We start from the raw sequence: 19,495 nt of genomic DNA, 5'->3' as shown, positions 1-19,495 counted from the left end.
GGACGCTTCGGCCACCTGCCTGTTGTCATACGTGGTCGAGCTTGGCCACGCCGATCTTCGAATCAGCCATGCCGTAGAAGACGAAGAGTTGATCGCCGATTTTTTCGATGGCGGTAGGGAAGACGACGTTGGGTACGATGCCCGAGATCTCATCTTCGGTTTCGGGGGCAAGGAGCGGTTTGTCGCTGCGGGCGATGACGCGTGAGGGATCATCGGCGTCCAGGATCATGGCAGCAGCCGTGTAGTTGACGTTCTGCTGTTGTTCGAAGGCGGAGGCAGCGATTTTCCCTGCTACTCCGTGGTGGATGACAAGCCATCCTTCCTCCACACGGATCGGCGCGGGTCCGCCGCCAATCTTGAGCTCCTCGAACGGATACTCGCTTAATGCCACAAGTTTGTGTTTGCCCATGTGGACCAGGTTCCGCAGGTCCTTCTGGACATCTTCCACGGCCACATAGGAGATCCAGATGCCGGGTCGGTTGTCCGTGATTCCGGCCGGAAGGTGCTCGCCCTCGCCTTCGCGGATCCAGCCAAGATCCCACATGGGCCGGTGAAGCATGGCAAAGGAGGGCACGCCGTCGGGGTCGTTGACTGGCTCCGGGAAGAACACTGCGTCCTTGTTGGGAAACAGGTTCAGGTCCATGGACAGCTCGGCTTTGTACTCAAAGAAACACGGGCCCAAGCGTTCCCAGCTGCGCAGATCCTCGGAGTGGGCGAAAGCCAGGCGCGGCCCCAACGGCCCGTACGCAACATACGTCATCAGGTGCTTGCCCAACGCGGGCGCCCAGGTGGTGCGCGGGTCCTCCGTGCCTGCATTGTTCAGGCCGCGTTCCCACCCTTCGTCGGGAGCCAGTACAACGCCTTGGCGTTCGACGCCGGAAGGTACGCCGTCTGCGCCAATGACCACTTTTGCAAGACCCACACGGGAGACATTGCCCTTGGCAACGAGGCGGGGCAGGAGGTAAAGCTCGCCGTCAGGACCGCGGCCGCTGGCCGGATTGAGAACCCCTTCGGCTTCAAACTCATTCCCCTCCTCAGGGGTCATGATGACACCCGCCCGGGTGAGGGTGAACGGGACGGTCGGGAGTGCTGTTGGTGAGGAAGTCATAGAGATTAGCCCTTTACGCTTGAACCGATGTTGCTGGAAATGAACTGGCGCTGGAAGAAAATGAAAAGTGCGATAGCGGGTGCAGCGAGGACACAGGCGCCGGCAAGGATGGCGCCGAACGGGTTTGAAGCCGTCGCTGCCACGTTGGAGATGTAGTTGGCCAGTGAAACGGCCAACGGCTGGATGGACTGGTCCTTGGTCACCAGGAACGGCCACAGGAATTCGTTCCATGGGCCGATGAACGTCAGCAGGATGGCCGTGACGATCGCAGGCCGGACCAACGGAATGGCTATCTGCCACAGGATCCGGAGTTCGGATGCGCCATCGATCCTTGCGGCCTCGAACAGAGTTGATGGCAGCTGCATGAAGTATTGGCGGAACACAAAGACTGCCGTGGAATTGATGGCGAAGGGCAGGATCATCCCGAGGTAGCTGTCCGCGAGCCCGTAGTCGCGCACAATCATGACGTACAGCGGGATGAGCAACAGCTGGAACGGGATCATTTGGACCAGGAGCATCATGCCGAACACCACGCCACGGCCACGGAACTGCAACTGCGCCAGCGCGTAGCCCACCAAAAGCCCGAACACCACGGTGAAGAAGATGACGCCGCCGGTGAAAATCCCTGAGTTGATCAGGCCCCGGAGGAGATCGATGGACCCGTTGATGCTGTTGTAGTTCTCTCCGGTGAGGTTGGCCGGATTTGGGAATGCTCCCGCCACGGAGGTGTCCGGCGAACTTTGCAGCGAGCCGATGAGCATGTAATAGAAGGGAAAGAGGAAGACGAACGCTCCGATAGCCAGCAGGATAAAGTTGCCGGCCCCGAGGCCCTTGCGCTTTTCCAGCGCGGAGCGCCCCGCTACTGAAGGTGAAGGTCCAAGCCTCTGGCTGTCGTCGTCGTTTGTTCGGTTGCTGGAGCTGACCACAGACACGTCAGGCCTCCTTCCCGCCCACAAGGCGTTTCTGAATCAAGGCAATCAGCAGCACGCCGATCACCAGCACTACTCCCAAAGCAGCTGCCACATCGGGATTCCCCTGGAGGATGCCCTTTTGGTACATCAGGAAGACCGGCGATGTGGAAGCGCCGTCAGGACCACCGCCGCCTGTGAGCAGATACGGCTCGGTGAACAGATTGGCACCGGTAATGGTGGCCAGGAGCGTGACCAGCACGCTGGCGGAACGTACGCCAGGGACCGTCACGTTCCAGAATTGGCTCCACTTGTTCGCACCGTCAACGGACGCGGATTCGTAGAGCTCGTCGGGGATGTTCTGCAGCGCAGCCAGGTAGAGCAGAATGAAGAATCCCAGTTGCTTCCACGTCACGTACAGGGCAACAGTGGGCATGGCGAGCCAGGAGTTGACCAGCCAGGACGGCTGCGGAGCGAGCGGCCCAAGCAAGGAGTTCACCAAACCGTTTTGCTGGAACAGGAACAGCCAGACGCCAACAACGGCAACGCTCGCCGTGACATAGGGGACGTAGTAGCTGACGCGGAAAAAAGTCTTGAGCCGGGTGACCCGGTTCAAAGCGTTGGCCAGGACCAGCGACAACCCCACGGTCAGGGGAACGTTGATGGCCATGAACACGCCAATGTTGGCGAATGATCGCTGGACGGCTGGATCTGACAACACCGTGACGTAGTTTTCCAAGCCTACAAACGGACGATCCACTGGCACGCCGGGGGCGGTGAAGAAGAAATCGTGGAAGGAAATATAGACCGCGTACCCCAAGGGGTAGGCCAGTACGGCAAGGATGAAAATCACGTAGGGTGCGCTGAACAGCAACCCCAGCGGCTGTCGACCCAGGATACTCCTGCGCCGCAGCCGCCGGGCCCCCATGCGCCCATCGGCCTTCCCTGTCACGGATGTGCTTTCTGAAGAGCGAAGTGGCATGGGAACCACCAGCTACTTCTGGGCTGCCAGTTGGTTGATCTTCTCTGCCGCGCCCTTGAATGAGGCGTCAATGCTCTCATTGCCGAAGATGACGGACTTGGCATAGGCGGTGCGGAAGGTGGACCAGATCTCTACGGAGTTAGCTACATTCGGAACCTCAACGGTCCGGGCCGCCTGCTCGGCAAACTGCTTGTAGGCAGGGTTCTTGGCGAAGTAGTCCGGGTAGACCGTGGTCAGGTCCTTGCGCATCGGCATCTGCCCTGTATCGGTCAGCAGCTTGCCGTCCTGATCCTGGCTCGTGGCGAACTTCAAAACTTCCCAAGCTGTGCCCTGGTTCTTGCAGGCAGAGTACATTCCCACGTTCTTGGCGTCGGAGAAGGTGTAACCGTCGTCCTGGGCCTTGGACCCGGGAACAGGGGCGGTGCCCCAATTGACCTTGCCCTGGTAGTAATTGATGGCCCACGGTCCGGCCAGGGAGATGGCCGCCTTGCCCTCGCCGAAGGAGTCGCCCTGGTAAACCTCGCTGGAAGCCAGCTTTTCCTTGTACAGGGTCTCGAACATCCCGGCTACTTGTTTGCCGGTCTCATCGTCGAACGTAGCTTTGCCGTCCTTCACCAAGGGAGCTCCCCCGGAGGCTGCAGCGTAGAAAGGGTAGAAATCGAACCAGGACTGGAAAAAGTCGCTCGCGGGGGATGGCCACACAGCGTTGGCCACCGCTCCGGATTTGACCAGCGTGCGCGCCGTGTCCAGGAACTCTTCCTGTGTTGCCAGCTTGGGGTTTTCCGGATCGAGTCCGGCTTTCTGGAAGAGGTCCTTGTTGTAGAAGAGGACTACGGGGTTGGACTTCCATGGCATCTGATACGTCTTGCCGTCGGCAGACTTGTACTGGTCCGCGAGATCGCCAGTTCGGTCCTTGATGTACTGGGCGCCATCCGGGAATTTGTCCAAGGCGACCAGGCCGCCTTGCTTCTGGAACTGCGGCACGGCCACGGGTGCCGTGTTAAAGACCAAGCACGGGGCGTTGCCTGCTGTGATGGCTGCTCCGATGACTTCCTCGGAAGATTTGCCGGCAGGGATCTCCTGGGCGTCGATCTTTTCGTCCGGGTGGCTCGCGTTCCACGACTCCACCATTGCCTTGCCCCATTTCACCTCGAACTCGTTGTTGGAGTACCAGATCTTAATGGGGCCCTTGGCTGAGGCGGCAGCATCGGCGCTGGTGTTTGTTGCACCGCCTCCGCAGCCGGCCATTGTGGCTCCCAGCACCGCCAAGGCTGCCAAAGACACTATTCGCATCGAGGTTTTTCCGTGCTTCATTGCAACTCCTAGATTGAAAATGGTTGGTGCGTTTGTTGCCTGGTCCCCGCAAGGCGGGAAGCATGCCACATCAGGTGCCGGCGTTGATGAGCCCGCTGCCCGGGCGTTCCCAGCTAGAGGGCGAGACTGTTGTGTTGCCTTGCGGCGACGGGAGACTGCTCGGGTGGCCTAGGCCGCGGACCTGACGGGACCCGTGGATCCACGGACCAGTAACCGTGGGGCCGGCAGTAGGATGTCCTCGGCCGGGGTTCCATTGAGATACTTGAGCAGCAACTCCGCCGCAGCTTGTCCCCACAACAGCGGATCGGCGGCAATCGTGGTTAGTGGGGGATTTAGGTATTGGGTGATTTCGGTGTTGTCGTAGCCAGTGATGGACAAGTCCGCCGGAACGGTGAATCCCCGCGTTTGGGCCAATGATTGTCCGGCGATGGCCATGAGGTCGTTGGCATAAACAATGGCGGTAGGCCGGTCCTGGCGGCTGAGGAGGGAATCGGTGGCAGCTGCGCCGCTGGCCGCAGTAAAGTCCGCTTCAATGAAGAGGTCGTCCTTGAGGCCTGCTGTTTCCAGCGTCTTTGACCACGCCCCGCGGCGGCTGCGGCTGTGAATGTAGTTCTGTGGCCCGCCCACGTGGGCAACGCGGGTATGGCCCAGCGAGATCAGGTGTTGCACTGCGGAGCTGATGCCATCGGTATCGTCCATGCAGACTGCGGGAAAAGGAGAGTTGGATTCCGGGCGATTGAGGGTAACGGCGGGTAGGCCCAGCTCATCCAGCAGAGCCAAGCGGGAATCGTCGTTTCGCATGTCAGTCAGGATGACACCGTCAACGCGGCCATCCTCGGCGAGCTTTCGGTAGCTTTGCTCCTCTGTTTCTGGTCCGGAAGCGATGGACAGCACCAGGGTGTATTGGTGCTCTACCAACGAGGTTTCAATCCCTGCGATAAAGGCAGGGAAGAACGGGTCTGTGCCTAGTAGTTTCGCATCGCGGGCAACCACAAGGCCCAACGCATAGGCCTTGGACGAGGACAACCCTTTGGCCCGGATGCTGGGCTTCCATCCCAGCTCCCTGGCAACTTGGAGAATCCGTGCCCGGGTTCCTTCACTGACGCCCGGCTGGCCGTTCAACGCGTAGGAGACAGCGCCCTTGCTGACACCGGCTGCACTCGCGACATCGTTGATGGTTACGGCCATTGCGTCTCGATTCTTCATTAGGTGACCGACGTCACTTGACCGGTTCAGTTGTTTGTAAGTAAACCGGTTCAGTTGAAGTAAGTCAAGGCTCTCGGTAATCGGAGATTTTGGCTTAGGGTATTCCAATGTTCTCAGAATCCACACCGATGTCAGAGAAGCAGGCGTCACCCATCAGGCTTGACCAGGCCATGGAAACCTCTCCTTCCGACCAAGACTGGTATAAGAAGGCGGTGGTTTATCAGATCTACGTGCGAAGTTTTTGTGATTCGAACGGCGACGGCGTAGGCGACTTGCAAGGCATCATCGGGAAACTTGATTATCTTCACATGCTAGGCGTTGACGTCCTCTGGCTATGTCCCGTCTATGTGTCCCCGCAGGATGACAACGGCTATGACATCAGTAACTACCAGGACATCGATCCCCTTTTCGGCTCCCTTCGGGATGTCGACGCACTGATTAATGGCCTGCATGACCGCGGTATGAAGCTCATCATGGACCTGGTGGTCAACCACACATCGGACGAACATCCTTGGTTCGTGGAATCTCGTTCCAGCAGGGACAACCCCAAACGTGACTGGTATTGGTGGCGGTCATCCGAGGCTGCGCCACCAGCACGTCCGGGTGCGGAACCCAACAACTGGGGCTCAGCATTTTCCGGGTCGGCTTGGGAATTTGATGAATCTACGGATCAGTATTATCTACATGTTTTTTCGCGAAAACAGCCTGACCTCAATTGGGAAAATCCGAACGTTCGTGCTGCGATTCATCAAATGATGAATTGGTGGCTCGACCGCGGCGTGGACGGGTTCAGAATGGACGTCATCAATTTCATTTCGAAGGTGCCCACCTTGCCTGATGGAGTAACTGAACCGAACAAGCCCTACGCGGACGGAAGACCCTACTATGTCAACGGACCGAGGCTGCATGAATTTCTGCAGGAGTTCCATAGGAATGTCTTTGAACACCGTAACGACCAAATACTCACGGTTGGTGAGATGCCGGGAGTGACTGTGGAGGACGCGGTGAGGTTCACGGAGCACGGCGGCCCGGGGCTGAACATGATTTTCCAGTTCGACCACATGACCTTGGACATGACGCGCGGCAACAAATGGCTGCCCGGGGAGTTGCGGCTTGAAGAGCTGAAGGCGTGCTTGGGGCGTTGGCAGGAGGGGATGGCGGAGCGAGGCTGGAACAGCCTTTTTTGGGGTAACCATGACTCAGCTCGCGCCGTGTCCCGCTTTGGTGACGATAGCGAATACCGCGTCCAATCGGCCAAGATGCTCGCAGGGGTCCTGCACCTCCACCGGGGCACTCCCTACGTTTACCAGGGTGAGGAACTAGGTATGACCAATATGGTTTTTGACGCGATCAGCGAGCACAGGGACATTGAAGTCCTCAACTATCACCGGGAAGCTAGCGGGCACGGTGGGCAATCTGAGGCAGAAATCCTGAAGGCGGTGCGTCCTCTTAACCGCGACAATGCCCGCACACCGTTTCATTGGGATTCGACTCCCGGGGCTGGTTTCTCCAGTGGCACGCCATGGATAGCGGTGAATCCCAATTCCAGTTCCATCAACGCCGAGGCACAAATCGATGATCCGGAATCTGTATTCACGTTCTACAGGCAACTAATCGGGTTGCGCCACTCCGATATTGTGATCTCGCACGGCGACTTCAGGATGCTCTTGCCCTTCGACCGGAATGTCTATGCTTTCATGCGTTCCCTGGACGGAGTGGAGATGCTTGTCCTCGGCAACTTCTCAGATCGCGAAGTAGAAGTGGACATCGATGACGCTTCCTGGGCTTCTGCGGATCAGGTGCTTGGCAACTATGCCACTGAAGCATCGCTGATGATGCGCCCTTGGGAATTGAAAGTGTTCCGTCGCTTGCAGCCTCCTGTGGCTGCCATCTCGAATCAGCTATCCGTCCTTGACGAAACCGGGGGTCGACCAGAATGACGGGAGGTCGCTGATGTGTGGACCAGAACGCTCGCTCTGTGATCACCTGGCTCCGGCGTCAAAGAACCAGGCTTCGGCCTTGGTGCGGCGAAAACCGCCCCGCCTCCCGCCCGGGCGCATCAGTAGATCACTGCTGCGAACGGCGGAAAGCGGGGCGGCAATCGGGCCCTGCATGGTTTGAGCCCGCTGGGGTGGGCTCAAGCCCGCTTATTGAGTTGGCTTAGTACCAGTTGTTGGCCAAGTGGAAGGCAAGGGCCGCCGAGGGGGAACCGTAGCGTTCCTTGATGTAGTTCAGGCCCCACTTGATCTGGGTCTGGTAGTTGGTCAGCCAGTCATCGCCTGCGGTTGCCATCTTCGAAGCGGGCAATGATTGCACGATTCCGTAGGCACCACTGGAGGTGTTGGTCGCGGTGGTCCGCCAGTTGGATTCCTTCTCCCACAGTGTGTTCAGGGCAGTCATTTCGCCCGGACCCCAGCCGTAGTTGGCGAGGATGCTGGCGGCGTATGCCTTGGCAGCGGCGGGATCGTCCACGGCCTTGGGAGTGGCGGCTGCGGCTGCGGCTGCAGCAGCGGCGGCATCGGCAGCCTGCTTGGCGGCTGCATCAGCGGCAGCCTTTTCGGCGGCGGCCTGTGCGGCAGCTGCCTGGTCGGCGGCGGCTTTCTCGGCCGCAGCTTTTTCGGCGGCGGCTTGTGCCGCAGCTGCCTGGTCTGCAGCGGCCCTGTCTGCAGCGCCCTTCTTGGCAGCAGCATCCAAGGACGCCGAGATTTCAGCTGTTTTGTTGCTGGCCTGGGCGGTAGCCTGCGTCTCGGACGCCCGGCTCGTTTCGGGGAGATTGAATGCGGCGTTTGCGGCCTGGCCAAGCGATGCGACGCCCAATGCTGCGGCAACGACTCCTGCAACAACAGACATTCGTTGCCCGGTCTTGCCGCGGCGTGCAGCGTTCTTCAGAACGGTTTGCGACTTCGTCAGGGGAGCGTTGTGTTCGTCACGGTGACGCGCGGAAGGGCGCGTCTGATCGTTGAGTTCAGACATGTGTGATTACCTCTCAGCGCCTGCGGAGTTAGCTGTCGGGTTCGGATGAGGTCATCCGGCCGCGCGCGTGGCTGCGGCTTCACCCCAAGGGCAAGGAAAGTACTGTGCCCGGAGACTCTGGGTCCCCCGTCTCTGCCTCGAATGAGAACGGAACTCCGGGAAGTGGCAGAGCTCGGCGCATCCCGGGTGTGGGCCAGTTAGGGGCGACCCACCCTTTCGAAGGTACAGGAGGTTTCGGCTTAAGTCACATTTGGGTAACAGAGATCACGTTCACGGCGAGTCATGTTGCCCGATTCGTTATATGCGTTCGTTCAAAGCTGCGGGGAGTCGGAGAGTGAACTCCGTGCGTCCCGGCTGGGACGTTACTTCCACGCTGCCGCCATGCGCCTGGACGATGGATTCGACGATTGACAAGCCCAATCCGGAGGTCCCTTCCGACCCCGATCTCGCCGCGTCAGCCCGGGCAAAACGCGAGAAGATTCGCCCCTGGAAAGCAGTCGGAATACCAGGCCCGTTGTCCGTGACTGTGACCACCGCGCTACCGTCGGCGGAAAGCATGACGCCTGTGACCACCGTGGTACCTGGATCGGTGTGCTTGCGGGCGTTGGACAGCAGATTGGCCAGCACCTGATGCAGCTGGGTTGCGTCCCCGCGCACCGTAATGGGCTCGTCAGGGAGTTGGAGCTTCCAGATGTGGTCCGGTGCCATCACCTTTTCGTCGCTGACTGTCTCGATCACCAGCTGCGTCAGATCAACATCCGTGACCTTCAACGGCTGGCCTTCGTCCAGGCGCGCCAACAACAACAGGTCCTCCACAAGCGTGGTCATCCGTTCCGACTGGCTCTGGACCCGCGCCAGCGACTTCCTGCCGTCCTCCGTGAAGTTCTCCGTCATACGAAGCAGCTCGGTGTATCCACGGATGGCGGTCAGCGGTGTCCGAAGTTCGTGGGAGGCATCGGCAACGAACTGCCGGACCTTGGTTTCGCTCTCCTGACGGGCTTCCAGGGCCCTGGAAACGTTGTTGAGCATTTGGTTCAAAGCGTGGCCCACGCTGCCAACTTCAGTTCCAGGATGAGCGGCCGACGGCGGTACGCGCACCGCGAGTGCCACCTCACCGGCGTCGAGGGGAAGGCGCGATACTTTCGTTGCAACCTCCGAGAGTTGCTCCAGTGGCCGCATGGTCCGGCGGATGATGACGGTGCCGGCGAGGCCGATCAGCACCAGGCCGCCAAGTGAAACAAACACCATGGTCCATACCAGCGAGGCCTCGGCATTTTGCTTGTCAGCCAACGGCAGGCCTGTCGCAATCACATCGCCGTAGTTGGTCTCAACTGCCACCAGCCGATAGTCGCCGTTGGACAATGAACGGTCTACGGGCCGGTTGTCGCGGGGGAGCGAGAGCAGGACCTGCTTGTCTTCTGCCGAGAGTGCGACCCGGCGACCGTTTGCGTTGAGGAAGCCCGAGTTGATGACCGTGGAACCATCGATCCTCGCGTTAAGTGTCCCGGCGCCCTGGCCACGGGCCTCAAGGGGATCCGGCCGACCGCTGGAGGGAAAGTTCGACGGCGGTCTGCCGAAGTCATTCGCGCGGCCTGACGCCTGCTCCAACTGCTTGTCGAGCTGTTTGTTGAAGTACATGTCCATGGAGGCGTAACTAACCACTCCAACTGCACCGCAAATCGCCACCAGCAATGCCATCGCCACCAGGACCAACCGCGTGCGCAGATGCCAGGTGGAGGGATTGAGCCAGTTCCGCTGGGTCTTACGGGCTACTCCGGAAGAGGTGGACAAGATTCAGTCCGCAGGCTTGATGACGTAGCCAGCGCCACGGATGGTGTGGATCATTGGCGGGTGGTTGGCTTCGATTTTCTTGCGCAGGTAGGAAATGTACAGTTCCACGATGTTGGCCTGCCCGCCGAAGTCATAGTCCCAGACGCGGTCAAGGATCTGTGCCTTGCTGACCACCCGCTTGGGGTTCTCCATGAGATAACGAAGAAGCTCAAACTGCGTTGCCGTGAGCTGGATGTCCTCGCCGGCGCGCGAAACCTCCCGTGTGTCCACGTTGAGGGTGAGATCACCCACCACCAGTTCCGCTGTATCCATGGCCGCAACGCCCGAGCGTTGTACGAGACGGTGCAGGCGCAGGAGAACCTCCTCCATGCTGAAGGGCTTGGTGACGTAGTCGTCCCCGCCGGCGGCCAGGCCAACGATGCGGTCCTGGACAGCGTCCTTGGCCGTGAGGAACAGTGCGGGCACTTCCGGCGCGAAGGCGCGGATCCGGTTGAGGACCTCGACGCCGTCGAATCCTGGAAGCATCACGTCCAGCACCAGCACGTCGGGGCGGAAGTCCTTGGCAAGCTTCACAGCTTCCGGTCCGTCGGCTGCCACCGCTACGGACCAGCCTGCCATGCGGAGGCCCATGCTCATGAGCTCAGCGAGACTCGGTTCGTCGTCCACCACCAAGGCTCGGATGGGGGAGCCGTCCGGGTGGGAAAGCTGGGGAAGGTTGTTCGTCATGGAGTGCGGGGATGCCATGTGACAACTCTCCATTCTGCTGGTTTGCCGAAGCTTTGCCGGTCCTGTGAGGATGCTGTGAGGTCAACACTAGCCACGTGGGAGTTCATTGGTAGGCGTTGCGGGAGTGCGGCAGTGAATACTCGCCTTCTACGGCTTGTAGCAGATTTTGAGGGAAAAATTCGAGCTTGGAGCAGGTTGCGATTGGACAGCAAGTGTTTCAGATCTTGAGATTCCGTCCTTTTGCCCCTCATGGGAATCAGGGAGGTCATCATGCACCATCTGCCGAAGAAAATTCATGATAAGCCGAATATTTCTCACCGAGACCGAATGAAATGACGTTCATTTTCCGCGACGGAAGAATTGTGATCTGCGGCACAATAGACCCTCTTGTCTCAAAATGTGGACGGTTTCACGCTTTGTTACTTGCGTGTTGCCATTGTTACGTTGCACACTTCCAATGTGAACAAGAACTCAACAGCACCTGCAGCCGCAGCAATCTGGTCCAGCACACCCGCTGGCGACGAGACCCGCTGTTGTCGAATGCAAGCCTAACTTTCCACCCCGAAGAAGTTTCAGGCATTCGCCCCCTAGCCCAGCGTTGGGCGCCCTTCCCCAAACTCATTGCGGGGACAACCAGCATTCGAAGCCGCGATGACGGCTATTCACTTTTGAGGTAATCACTCCATGTCAGTTGCATCCGGTTACGTCCACATCTCCGTCCGAAACGCCAACAAGGCCGCTTCCAACGCAGGCCTCCGCCCCGGCTTCGGCAACCGCCCCGGCTACGCCCCCGCCACCCAGGGCAACGGCCAGCAGGCTCCCGGCTACGTGCCCCAGGGCTACAACCCCAACTCCTACGGCCAGTTGCGGGCAGTTCCCACCAATGAGCCAGCACCCATGACGGCGCCTACTCCCGTCATTGCGCAGTCTGACCGCCTCCGTCCCGTTGCCAACGACAACGTGGCCCGCGGCTTCGTGCTCTACATGGGCATTGACGAAGAAACTGCAGCAGCGGCTGGAACCTCCATTGCCAAGCTCGCCCAGGAAATCCGGGCCTACGCCCAGTCCCTGGTCACCGGCGCTGAGAGCTACGCTGCAGTCGCCGTCGCACCCGCCGGGGCACCCGGCTCCGCGCTCGACGTCGTACGTTCCACCTTCGGTGACCCCACGGTCGCCGCCCGCCAGCGCACCGAGGCTTCACGCCCGGCACCGCAGCAGGAAGCCCGCCCCTCCGGCGTGTTGATCGACCTCGCCCGCCGCGAAGTCCACCTCGACGGTGAGTCGCTGAACCTGACGTTCAAGGAATTTGAACTCCTCAACTACCTCGTCGAAAACGGCACCCGCACGGTTGGCCGCGACGAACTGCTTGAGGGCCTGTGGCGCAACGCCGAAGAAGTGCCCAACGAGCGCACCATCGACGTCCACATCCGCCGCCTCCGCTCCAAGCTGGGCCGCCTCGCCAACACCGTACGCACCGTGCGTGGCCAGGGCTACCGCTTCTACGAGCACCCTGAGGTCATCGTCTGGGCCGCTCCGGAATACTCGATCTAGCCATTGCTTCCGCGAAAGCGCCTGTCCTGTAAAGGGCGGGCGCTTTCGCTTTCGCGGGACGATCTCTCGGCGCCTGCGCTCGTACCTCACGCAACAACGGCGCTTTCGGGATGCCCCGCTGCGCTGCAGCGCCCTCTCTTCGGTGGGCCGCTTTCGAACTTTCGGGGCCAGTGAGCATGTGCCTTCGCGGCGCTAAGGTTGTGGAATGAGTGACCATCACATCAGGCGCCTGGTGATCATGCGCCACGCCAAAGCGGATTGGCCCATGGGGGTCCCGGACCATGAACGTCCCCTCGAGGAACGCGGACACCGTGAAGCTCCGCTGGCTGGGCGATGGTTGCTCAAGCATGGGGTAGTTCCAGACTTCATTCTGTGCTCGTCTGCGCTGAGGACCCGCCAAACCTGCACGTGGGTGTGCGATGAGTTGGGGGACAAAGCCCCGACGCCCAAGCTCGAGGACGGCTTGTACGCTGCCTCGGCAAACCGGATGTTGACCGTGATCAACCATGTCCCGGACACTGTCACCACCTTGATGGTGATCTCGCACATGCCCGGTGTCCAGGACCTGGCCATGCATCTTGCTTCGCGCGACTCGGACCATGATGCCTACATGGATGCCGCCACACGGTTCCCAACCAGTGCTTTGACGGTGATGGAGACTGAGAAGCCATGGGCGGAGCTGGATGGGCAGGACGCTCGTCTGACGCACTTCAAAGTGCCGCGCAAGTAACCCAACTGACTGGCATTAGGGGTTGTTTCGAGGGCTCAAAACAACCCCTATTGCGAGCTATTTGGGTTCAGGGCGGACGGGCAGCTCGTGTTCTGCCGCCACTTCGCGCAGCAGCCGGACGGCATGCCGGATATTGGGGCTGGCGGTCATGGTCTTTCGATACACGATTCCGACGGCTCGCTGCTGGATGGGGTTGACGACCGGCACTGCAACGACGCCGGGTGGCAGGGGTGGCCTGCCCAGCCGAGGCACCAGTGCTACGGCCACGGCCTGCTCCACCATGGCAATATGGGTGGAGAAATCGGGATCGTAGACACGGATATCGGGGACCCTCCCAAGCCCGGCGAAGATCTGGAGGAGGGCTTCGTTGCAGATGGCGCCGGCCGGCGTACTGACCCAGGTTTCGTCCAGCAGGTCTTCACGCTCGACGACGGTCCGTCCGGCAAGTTCGTGGCTGCTGTTAACGAGGACGTCGGCCTGGTCCAGGCAGAGGTCCTCGTGCGCCAGGTTCTCAGGAATGACCAGCGGCACGGAGTTCCAGTTATGCACTACCGCAAGCTCAGCCTCGCCTGACGCAACCCGGTGCACGGCTTCACGCGGGTCCTCCGCCAGTACGCTGACTTCAAGTTCCGAATCCCTACCGATACGTCCGAGCATGGGCCCCACCAAGCCACGGCAGGCCGTTGAGAACGCCACCAGCCGCAGCAGCCCGGAAGGCTTCGCGGGATCGGCGAGGAGTGTTGCCTGGAGTTCCTCGAGTTCGCCCATTATTCGCCGTCCATAGCCGGCGAGGGCAAGGCCCCGTTCCGTAAGGAGTACACCGCGGCCATTGCGTTCCAGGACGGCCACTCCGGTTTGCTTCTCCAGCTTCTTTATCTGCTGGGAAACCGCCGAAGGACTGTAGCCCATCACGTCCGAGGCGGCCACGACAGATCCGTGCTGTTCCACAGCTACCAGGGCGCGCAGAGCTGAAATGTCGATCATGAAGTAAACCTACTTGATTTCATACAGAATTCAACGCTGGTGCTTAAACCATTCGAGATGCCACAGTGATTCTTGTGAACCTTCGCCACTCCGCCCTCGCCGTCCTCGTCGCTGTCCTTTGGGGCGTGAACTTTGTCGCGATAGACCTTGGCCTCCACGCCAACGGCCGCGATGTCCCGCCGTTGCTGTTCGTCGCCTTCCGATTCCTGCTGGTCGTTTTTCCGTTCATTCTGTTTATCCGCAAACCCGACGTGAGCTGGAAGGCGATCATCGGCGTCGGGCTTTTCATGAGTGCCGGTCAGTTTGGACTGCTGTACCTGGGCATGGCTCTGGGGATGCCCGCGGGCCTGGCCTCCCTCGTCTTGCAGGCGCAGGTGCTGTTCACAGTGCTGATCGCGGCCCGGTTCCTTGGCGAGAGGCCCAGCCGCAGGCAGATGCTGGGCGTTGTGCTCGGCCTCGCGGGTCTGGGCGTGGTCGCGGTGGGGCGCAGTGCCGTGGCTCCTATCCTGCCTCTCATGATTGTGCTGGCGGCGGCGTTGTCCTGGGCGATCGGAAACGTGGTTGCGCGGCACTCGAAAGCGGCGTCGGGCCTTGGGTTGGTGGTCTGGTCCGGGGCCGTAGTGCCGCTCCCTTTGGCGGGATTGTCACTCGTAGTGGACGGCCCCAGCACAGTGTGGGCGACCATCACGGACCTCCAAATACCCACCATCCTGAGCGCCATCTACACGGCGGTTTTCGCCTCGCTTATCGGGTACGGCATCTGGAACCGGCTGTTGACGCTCTACCCGAGTTCCGACGTCGTGCCGTTCACGCTGCTGGTTCCAGTGGTCGGCATGACGGCTGCCTGGCTGGTCCTGAACGAAATCCCAACGGCGCCCGAGATTATGGGAGGGCTGATCCTGCTCGTCGGAGTCGCGACCGCCGTGCTCGGCGCCTCACGAAAACGTCCGGAAACTCCCGTTGTGAGGCCTGCTCTGCGCGTCTAATCGCCCGCGAAGCACGCAGAGCGGGCGTCGCAACGCAGGGGGCTAGCGCTTGGAGGCGGGCTTGCGCTGTGTGGAAACGCCCGACGGCGGACGCTTGGCTGCCGTCGAAGGCGTGCGGGGTGTTGCGGGACGCTTCGCCGGAGAGGCTTTTGCGGCGCTCGAAGGACGTGCCGTCGACGTAGTTGGCCGTTTTGCAGGTGCGGCTGGACGTGAGCTGGCAGCTCGTTTGGTTGGCGTTGTGGCCCGCTTAGGCACTGGGACGGGTTGCCTGGCCCTGCTGAAACCAAACGATGGCCAGACCGCCCCGAGGAACAGCACAGCCAGCGTCCCCACCCCAGCCACTGCGGCCAGGTAGAAGTAGATGTCTGAGTCCTCGGTGCTTACAGCACTCCCCATGGCGTTGGCGTCCTGGTTGAACGCGAGGCCCCACATGCGCAGGAATGCAATGCTGAAGCCGATGAACAGGCTGGTCCCGGCAGCGCCAAGGAGAACCACGAGGTATCGCCGCCGGTTGAAGACCTGCACTATCGATGCCAAATAGCAGGTCAGCACCGCTCCCAGGAACAAGTACAGAACCAGTTCTTCGAGGACCACGGCTGCGAGCACCAAGAGCCCGAGGGACACAAAAGCGGCTACCACCGCAAGCTTTCCGCTGTTCCCCATGTGACGCATGAGTCTAATCATCGCCGACCAGCGGGCCGCGCCACGCCGTCGTAGATTGCAGTTGGATACCGTTCCCGGGGAAGACCTACTTCACGACGTACCCGTGCATGATGGTCATGACCGCGGCGACACTCTGTTCCCGGGTGCGCTCGGGGTTGTAGGTTTGCCGGTCGAGTCCCACCACGAAGATGGCCCCGAAAATGGCCGCCTCCAGGCTGCCGCGGACGATTGACTCGTCCACCTTGTATCCGGCGGCCACACGTTCCACCGCCGAACCGATCACGGCCAGGAGTTCGCCTCGTAGCTCCGCAAACACGGCACTCCACTCGCCGGGCGTCCGCCAGTTTTCGCTCACCCACAGCCGCGCGAAAGACGGGTACTCGTCCATGAACTCCATGGCCTGACCCACCATGTTCTTCATGGCCTCCAGGGGATCGCTGCTTTGCCCTTCGATTGCTTGGAGGCGTACCAGCATGATGTCCACGCCGTGCCGCAGCAGCTGCGCGATCAGGTCCGACTTGCTGCCGAAGTTGTAGTAGACCGTTCCCTTGGACACGCCGGCCGCGGCCGCGATCTCATCCACGGTCACTCCAGCGGCGCCACGTTCGCCAATCAGCTCCATGGACGCTTCGAAGAGGCGCTGCTTGGTGGCGTTGGTGCGCCCGGGACGCAGCTTCTTTTCCGCGGTTCCTGCGGCGGGCCCCGGCTCTGAAGGGGCTGCCGGCTGGGTGCTGGTCATACTGCGATCTCCGGCTTCAGCGTCTTGAGGGTCCACATCTTGTGTTTGCGGACAGCGAGCGTGGACAGTGCCGCTCCCAGCAAAGTGTATCCAAGCAGGCCCAGGACCGTCGGCCAGATCATGCTGAGTTCGCCGCCGTAGATCAGATGCCGCATCCCGGTGACGACGTAGCCCATGGGCAGGACTTCGTGCACCACGTGAAGTGGCATGGGGGTGGTCTGCCAAGGGAACGTACCGCCCGAGGACACGAGCTGCAGAACCAGCAGGATCAGCACCACGAACTTGCCCGGGGTTCCCATGAGCGCCACGATGCCTTGGATGATCGCGCTGAACGCCATTACGGCGGCGAGCATGAACAGCCACATGCCCACGGGGTGGGCGGAGTTCAAGCCGAGGCCCAAATTCACCACGAGGGTCAGGATCGTGGCCTGAAGGACCGAGACAACGAAGAACGGAAGCCAGCCTCCGACGGCGATTTTCCATGCCGGGGCGTTCGACGCCAGCGCCCGCTGGGTGATAGGTCGCATGGCCTGTACCAGCATGAACACACCGATCCAGAGCGCCAGCGTCAGGAAGAAGGGTGCCAGGCCGGCGCCATAAGAACCTGCCTTGGCCTGCGATACGTTGTCCACCGCGACCGGATCTGCGATCACTTTGGAAACACTGCTCTTCTGTTCATCGTTCGGGTTCGGGATTTCCCCGGCACCCTTGGCAAGCTCTGTGGCCAGGGTATGTGAGCCATCGGAAGCCTTCACTGCGCCAGTGGCAAGCTGTCCGGCACCGTCGTTGAGTTGGTGGGCGCCGTCGTCGAGCTTTATGGCACCGTCCAGTGCGCTCTGCTGGCCGGCGGCCAGCGCGGACGCCCCGGTTTTCAGCTGCCCGGCTCCGGCCGCTGCCTGCGAAATCGCGTCAGTGAGAGTAGGCGTTGCGGCGGCGAGCTTCGATGCCCCGGCGCTCACGGCAGCTGAACCATCCGAGAGCTGTTGAATTTTGGCTGCGTCGCCGGCGATCTTGGCCTTTGCGTCCGTGACGGGGCTTGATGCGGCGGCCGCGTCGAAGTCCGCCAGGACCTTGTCTGCCTGCTCCTGCGTCAGTACGCCGGCGCTGACCAGACGGGTGTTGGATTCCACAACACGGTTGCGGAGGCCCTTGTCCGCGGCATCCAGCTGCCCGACGACGTCCTGGACCTTCGCATTCAGCTCGGCGTTCCCTGCGGCTACTTGCGCCGCACCGTCGGCAAGCTTTTGCGAATCCGCCGGGAGGGTAGCCGTTTTGTTCTTCAGCTCCGTGAGGCCCGAGCTCAGCTGGCCCGCGCCGTCATTGAGTTGCACAGCGCCGTCGCGGAGCTGCGTTTGACCAGCGACCAGCTGATCGGCCCCGGTGACCAACTGGGTTGTGCCGTCGTGCAGCGTTGCTGCGCCGTCACTGAGCTGACCCACTCCCGTGGCGAGTTCGGACGCTCCGTCCGCAGCTCTCACGATGGAGGCATGGATGGTACCGAAGCCGGTGAGGAGCTGGTTGGCTGTTTCCTCGCCGACCTCCTTGGCGACCGTTGAATGAACTGCTGTGGTGAGTTTGTCCACGATGGTGCTCAGCAGGTAGTTGTTGGCGTCGTTCGTGGTGACATGGAGCATCGCCTGGTTGGCGGCGTCGAAGCTGCCGGGGGAGACCAGGTTTGCGGAGAAGTCCTTGGGGATCCGCAGAGCGAAGGCGTATTCGCCGGTCCGAACACCAGCCTCTGCGGCCTCGGCGCTGGAAACCTGCTTCCAGTTGAAGACGTGGCCGTCTACCAGGCTGTCAGCAACCTTCTTGCCAGCCTGCAGCTCGGTGCCATCCTTGGACGTTGCCCCCGTGTCCTCAACCACCAATGCGGCGTCGATCTGGTTCAGATTGCCGTACGGATCCCAATTGGCGTAGAGATACACCGCGCCGTAGAGCAGCGGCACCATGGTCAGGGCCAGGATGGTCAGCTTGGGCAGGAGCCCGCCGGTCATGCGCTTGAGTTCGGAGCGGGCAAGCCGCAGAACAGTCACTTTGCAGTCCTTTGAAGGTCTTTGAATTCGGGTTCGGATGCGTCGTCTTGAATCTCGCGGGCCGGGATTGGGCTCGTTGTCGCTTGCGCGTTCGTCGCCTGTGCCGGCTCGGACACTTCAACGGTTTCCGGTTCCTGCGGGTGGGCCACTGAGTTGCCAATTACGGCAGCAGGGCCAGCCCAGTTGTCCGGGAGGGCGCTGACGACGGCGACGACGGCAAGGGGCCGCCCGGCGTCGGACGCCAGTGCCTCAAGCCGGGGCAACCACGCCGCGGGATCGGCGCTGTGGCGATCGGGTGAATCGACCACCAGGAGGTCGGTAGCTGGATCTGCCAAGGCGAGGGCAGTCAGGAGCTCGAGCCGGCGGCCGGCGGGAAGCTGTTCGATCCACAAGCCGGCAATGTCTTCAAAGCTGTTGATCTTCAGCCACGGTTTGCTGAGCAGCGCGCCACGGTAACGGCGGGGGATGAGGGAGAGGTCCTCTGTGACGAGGTCGCGAACGCTTAGATGCTGTTCAGGCTCATTGACGCCGGGCGAATCCACCAAGGCGCTCGCCAGCCGGATCTTTTTGGTCTTGCTGTTGTTGTCCCAACTGAGGACGCCGTTGCTGGGTTTCATGCGGCCACTGAGTGCCAAGGCCAAGGCGGTCCGCTGATCCTGGCCTTCGCCGGCCACGAGCAAGAGTTCGCCACGACGGGCCTGGAGTGACGTTGCCGGAAGGAGGTCATCCCGGCGGCCGTTGATCTGAAGTTGCTGTACGGACAGCACAATGAGCCTTTCGCAGAAATTGTGTCTGCTGAAA

General features: G+C 61.1%; 17 protein-coding genes and 1 riboswitch. Of the genes, 4 read left to right on the top strand and 13 right to left on the bottom strand.

Annotation, left to right across the window (positions count from 1 at the left end; genetic code table 11):
- Positions 1–25: 25 nt before the first annotated feature.
- From AC6I97_RS20475 to AC6I97_RS20455, 5 genes are all read right to left on the bottom strand, one after another.
- The gene (locus tag AC6I97_RS20475; RefSeq protein ID WP_497946480.1) at positions 26–1,108 is read right to left on the bottom strand and encodes a glycoside hydrolase family 130 protein; all 1,083 of its coding nucleotides are present in this window, start codon (positions 1,106–1,108) and stop codon (positions 26–28) included.
- Between the two features lie 5 nt (positions 1,109–1,113).
- The gene (locus AC6I97_RS20470) at positions 1,114–1,869 is read right to left on the bottom strand and encodes a carbohydrate ABC transporter permease (RefSeq protein ID WP_497947243.1); all 756 of its coding nucleotides are present in this window, start codon (positions 1,867–1,869) and stop codon (positions 1,114–1,116) included.
- 172 nt (positions 1,870–2,041) lie between these two features.
- Positions 2,042–2,944, bottom strand: a complete 903-nt coding sequence (locus AC6I97_RS20465; RefSeq protein WP_497947239.1) for a carbohydrate ABC transporter permease — start codon at positions 2,942–2,944, stop codon at positions 2,042–2,044.
- A gap of 66 nt (positions 2,945–3,010) precedes the next feature.
- The gene (locus tag AC6I97_RS20460; protein ID WP_497946477.1) at positions 3,011–4,312 is read right to left on the bottom strand and encodes an ABC transporter substrate-binding protein; all 1,302 of its coding nucleotides are present in this window, start codon (positions 4,310–4,312) and stop codon (positions 3,011–3,013) included.
- Positions 4,313–4,480: 168 nt separating this feature from the next.
- Positions 4,481–5,518, bottom strand: a complete 1,038-nt coding sequence (locus tag AC6I97_RS20455) for a LacI family DNA-binding transcriptional regulator (RefSeq protein ID WP_497946473.1) — start codon at positions 5,516–5,518, stop codon at positions 4,481–4,483.
- Between the two features lie 170 nt (positions 5,519–5,688).
- Here AC6I97_RS20455 and AC6I97_RS20450 point away from each other — a divergent pair, with 170 nt between their 5' ends.
- On the top strand, positions 5,689–7,458 hold the full coding sequence (locus AC6I97_RS20450; RefSeq protein ID WP_497947235.1) for a glycoside hydrolase family 13 protein: 1,770 nt from the start codon (positions 5,689–5,691) through the stop codon (positions 7,456–7,458).
- Positions 7,459–7,678: 220 nt separating this feature from the next.
- On the opposite strand, the gene AC6I97_RS20445 is transcribed toward AC6I97_RS20450, so the two are convergent.
- The 3 genes from AC6I97_RS20445 to AC6I97_RS20435 all read right to left on the bottom strand — a co-directional run bounded on the left by AC6I97_RS20445 (position 7,679) and on the right by AC6I97_RS20435 (position 11,026).
- Complete coding sequence (locus AC6I97_RS20445; RefSeq protein WP_497946471.1) at positions 7,679–8,491, bottom strand: aggregation-promoting factor C-terminal-like domain-containing protein; 813 nt, start codon at positions 8,489–8,491, stop codon at positions 7,679–7,681.
- Positions 8,492–8,496: 5 nt separating this feature from the next.
- A riboswitch (cyclic di-AMP (ydaO/yuaA leader) is annotated at positions 8,497–8,654 on the bottom strand.
- Positions 8,655–8,788: 134 nt separating this feature from the next.
- Positions 8,789–10,282 carry a sensor histidine kinase gene (locus AC6I97_RS20440; protein ID WP_309931779.1) on the bottom strand — a complete coding sequence of 498 codons (1,494 nt, stop codon included), beginning with the start codon at positions 10,280–10,282 and terminating at the stop codon, positions 8,789–8,791.
- Between the two features lie 3 nt (positions 10,283–10,285).
- The gene (locus tag AC6I97_RS20435; protein WP_309931777.1) at positions 10,286–11,026 is read right to left on the bottom strand and encodes a response regulator transcription factor; all 741 of its coding nucleotides are present in this window, start codon (positions 11,024–11,026) and stop codon (positions 10,286–10,288) included.
- Between the two features lie 666 nt (positions 11,027–11,692).
- Here AC6I97_RS20435 and AC6I97_RS20430 point away from each other — a divergent pair.
- Both AC6I97_RS20430 and AC6I97_RS20425 read left to right on the top strand, forming a co-directional pair.
- A complete protein-coding gene (locus AC6I97_RS20430; protein WP_224166449.1) occupies positions 11,693–12,559 on the top strand; it encodes a winged helix-turn-helix domain-containing protein in 867 nt (288 codons plus the stop codon).
- Between the two features lie 205 nt (positions 12,560–12,764).
- Entirely contained in the window at positions 12,765–13,289 is a 525-nt protein-coding gene (locus AC6I97_RS20425; RefSeq protein ID WP_309931775.1) for a SixA phosphatase family protein, read from the top strand.
- Between the two features lie 57 nt (positions 13,290–13,346).
- Here the strand turns inward: AC6I97_RS20425 and AC6I97_RS20420 are convergent, their stop codons facing one another.
- Positions 13,347–14,273, bottom strand: coding sequence for a LysR family transcriptional regulator (locus tag AC6I97_RS20420; RefSeq protein ID WP_497946466.1), 927 nt, complete (start codon positions 14,271–14,273; stop codon positions 13,347–13,349).
- A 74-nt stretch (positions 14,274–14,347) separates the two neighbouring features.
- On the opposite strand from AC6I97_RS20420, the gene AC6I97_RS20415 reads away from it, so the two are divergent.
- A complete protein-coding gene (locus AC6I97_RS20415; protein ID WP_224167456.1) occupies positions 14,348–15,259 on the top strand; it encodes an EamA family transporter in 912 nt (303 codons plus the stop codon).
- Between the two features lie 42 nt (positions 15,260–15,301).
- Here the strand turns inward: AC6I97_RS20415 and AC6I97_RS20410 are convergent, their stop codons facing one another.
- The 4 genes from AC6I97_RS20410 to AC6I97_RS20395 all read right to left on the bottom strand — a co-directional run bounded on the left by AC6I97_RS20410 (position 15,302) and on the right by AC6I97_RS20395 (position 19,461).
- On the bottom strand, positions 15,302–15,922 hold the full coding sequence (locus AC6I97_RS20410) for a hypothetical protein (RefSeq protein WP_497946463.1): 621 nt from the start codon (positions 15,920–15,922) through the stop codon (positions 15,302–15,304).
- 85 nt (positions 15,923–16,007) lie between these two features.
- The gene (locus tag AC6I97_RS20405) at positions 16,008–16,661 is read right to left on the bottom strand and encodes a TetR/AcrR family transcriptional regulator (RefSeq protein ID WP_497946462.1); all 654 of its coding nucleotides are present in this window, start codon (positions 16,659–16,661) and stop codon (positions 16,008–16,010) included.
- Positions 16,658–18,694: a YhgE/Pip family protein gene (locus AC6I97_RS20400; RefSeq protein ID WP_497946461.1), complete on the bottom strand. Its 2,037-nt coding sequence runs from the start codon at positions 18,692–18,694 to the stop codon at positions 16,658–16,660. Before AC6I97_RS20400 ends, AC6I97_RS20405 begins: the two co-directional genes overlap by 4 nt.
- Positions 18,691–19,461: a P-loop NTPase family protein gene (locus AC6I97_RS20395; protein ID WP_497946460.1), complete on the bottom strand. Its 771-nt coding sequence runs from the start codon at positions 19,459–19,461 to the stop codon at positions 18,691–18,693. The genes AC6I97_RS20400 and AC6I97_RS20395 overlap by 4 nt, the downstream gene beginning before the upstream one ends.
- Positions 19,462–19,495: the final 34 nt, after the last annotated feature.

The sequence above is a fragment of the Arthrobacter sp. TmtSoilC48 genome (assembly GCF_059739425.1).
This window is presented reverse-complemented; position numbering and strand designations above follow the sequence as displayed.